The sequence below is a fragment of the Thermogutta sp. genome (assembly GCF_014359955.1).
GTDB lineage: Bacteria > Planctomycetota > Planctomycetia > Pirellulales > Thermoguttaceae > Thermogutta.
In genome coordinates, this window is record NZ_JACIYL010000584.1 from 1 (window position 1) to 2883 (window position 2883).

Sequence of the window (2883 nt, forward strand, 5' to 3'; positions counted from 1 at the left end):
AAAAACCAGCTTCCCGCTTCGTGACCCTTTTGCGCCTGCGTTTGGACCAGGTAATCGCGCATGACGGAATTCCATTTTTTCCACTCTTCCCCTTCCCAGTGGCGCATGACCTGCGTTGCGTAATAGTTGTAGTAGAAGTTGTTTCGGCCGGGCCCGCTCTTGCTGGTGGATGGTCCCCATTTGCTTAGTCGTTGAATCCCCTTAATCAGCGCGGGATTGTCCTTGTCCCAGCCAAGATACATCCGGCACAAGAGACCGATGGCCGTGGTGGCAGGACCTTCTCCTGGATCCAGATAGCCGTAAGCGGATCCACCATCCGATTGGACCGAATCGAGGAAGACCTGGGCCTTCTGGATGGTTACCTTCGGCACCTGAAGATAAGCCATGACGCCGCTTTTCAGAGCCATTAACTGCCAGCCGACCACCGATGTGTCGCCTTTTTGCCGGGGTTGGTATCGCCAGCCGCCGCCCACCGGATCCTGCGCGTTACAAATGAAATTGAGCGCCTGCTGGGCCGGAGCCGCCAGTACCCTGTCATGCGTCATACCATAAGCTTCGCAAAGCACGATGGACGCAAGCCCCTGCGAATACATGTTCCCGCCACTTTCCAGGAAACTGCCGCCCTGCGGGGAAATTTTCATCCGGTTGGTGATCAGGAAGTAAAGACCTGCCCGCACATTTTTGGCGTATTTGCCCTCCCGATGGGTTTGCCCTGAGCCAAGGAAGGGGAGAAGTGCCAAAGCGGTGGCGGCCGCCCGCGCTTCCGGAAGATTTCCCGGATTACGGCACTGGCCATTGCATCCGCCGGCTTTGGTGTGGTCAAAGCTCCAGCCACCATCCGGGAGTTGATGATTGGCCAGCCATTGGAGGGCCAGAGCAACAGCGCGCTCGCTGCCCTCGGTAGCACCACCTAATCGCGCGAGGCGTTCCTTGCCCGCCCCACGACCTGAAAAGGCGTCCCCGCTCAAGGCACCCAGGTTGGACAGCAGGTCTGTTTGTGGGGCGTGTTCCACCCCGATGGGGCTGAGCTCCACCGAGGCCATGGCTGCCGTTTCGTCGTTAAATGGTGAAACGTCCTGGGAACTGTCCACGTTGCTGGCCACTTCCACGGGTGACAGATCGGTGGCCAGGTTGATATCCTGCGGGGGCTCATCGAGGAGCTCTTCCACTTCTTCGAGTTGTTCGTTCTGGCCCGGTGCCACCACCAGTGTCTGGGCCGTGGACTCACGAGGGGCCGGGATCGTGATCATGGCCATGACCAGCAGGGCCACGGCATGCACGACCATGCTGACGAACCAGCTCGGCATCCAGTGGAGAATTTCCCACAGGAGGCTGCGTCCTTTTTTCTCTTCCTGCTCACTGTCGGCCTGGATGCCCTTTGCAGCCGCTGCCACCGCCGCCGGGGATGGCTGGGCACTGCCTTTCGGTGCGGACTCGCTTCGCGCTCGGCTGGCATTTCCCTGGGCTGGACGAACGACTTTTCCTTTGGGAACGCCTTCGGTTCCTTCGCGAGCCTTTCGTGGCGACGAAGTGTTTTCTGCGGCTGGCAGTGACGGTGGAGTTCCAGGACCCTGCCCCGGCGCAGGCGATCCTGGTGACGGCTGCTGTTCATCGGGCAAAGGCAACTTGTCGGTCATGCTTGACCTCTCGCCTCAGGGATCTCTGTTCCGATTGACTTCCACCAGCTCAGGGCAATGCCCACCGATGTAGCACCCCGATAACCTCCAAAAACGATGATCGGCAACAACCCGGCGGGCGATGTTTTGCCACAGGCTCCCCTTTTCATTTTAACTCGTTACGGAAACGTGGTGCTACCATGGGCATGGCCCGTGTCGGTAGCCAGGCTGACATTGCCCACTCAGCCGAGGTCCTGCTGTGCCGGGTCGGATGAGGGCTGTTCGGCCTCTTCCGACACTGGTCCCCCCGGTTTGTCGGTGGGTGATTGGGTTTGGGGTTTCCCCATGGGACTCGGAGCAGGGGGGCTCGGGAAAAGGGTCTTCTTGGGGATCTTGGGACCCAGAATCATGGCCATAGCAAATAAGGCGAGCGTTTCTCCTGTAATGACCAGCCCCTGATACTTCGGCCAGACCGCGCAAACGATTGTCGCCGCCATCACCAGCGCTGCCCAGAGCGTGATGGCTACCGCCAGCCGCCAGCCGGCGAGAAAGGCCGTGCGAATGGCCGCCACCAAGATGGGCACCGCTGCAGAGAGTGTCACGGCATAACCCAGGGGCAAGTACTCCTGGGCGTAGTACATGAGCGGATAACTTCCGGCGAACAGTCCAATCGTTAAAAGGAGCATCCACCGATCGAAGGCTGGCTTGTTGGCGACAAGTGCCATCAGGCCCGCCACCAATCCAAAAAACACAATGCTTAGGGGGCCCAGCCATCGCAGCTCGCCCAGCCGATCCACTGGTGCGATGCCAAGCACATCGAGCTGGACCGGACGTCCGAACACGAGTTTCTTGTATTCCCAGACGTATTCCGCCCCACCTTTGGAGGACTTCGCTACCGTGGGTTGAAGAGACAGTTCCATCAGTCGCACATCCGAACCACTGGTTCTGACCGTCAGCGCAAGCGTGTCTTCCACGCCGCCCTCGGGGATTTCCAGACCGAAAACTCCGCGGCCGACCGCTGAATAATGGGCCTCGATCGATTGAGGCGAGTCCTTCAGGGATACTGTGCACCGCAGTTGCCCGGGGGTAATGACAACGTCTTCGCAAACCTGATCCCCAACGCGAACTTCAAGTTCGGCGAGTGAAACAATCTCTGGCGGTAGCGGAAGAGCTATGTAGTACTCTCCCGGAGTTCGAGCCGGCGCCCGGGCTTCCAGCTTGCCCTGAAATTGAACCTCATACAGGGAAACGGGAATGATTGTGCCCA

Annotated in this window: 2 protein-coding genes; both read right to left on the bottom strand. The window is 59.4% G+C overall.

All coding sequences use genetic code 11. The annotated features are described in order from the left end of the window. Positions 1 to 1637: prenyltransferase/squalene oxidase repeat-containing protein (locus H5U08_RS14650; RefSeq protein WP_297034628.1), on the bottom strand; the 1637-nt coding region annotated here is incomplete at its 3' end. A 221-nt stretch (positions 1638 to 1858) separates the two neighbouring features. Further along, positions 1859 to 2883: DMT family transporter (locus H5U08_RS14655; protein WP_297034630.1), on the bottom strand; the 1025-nt coding region annotated here is incomplete at its 5' end.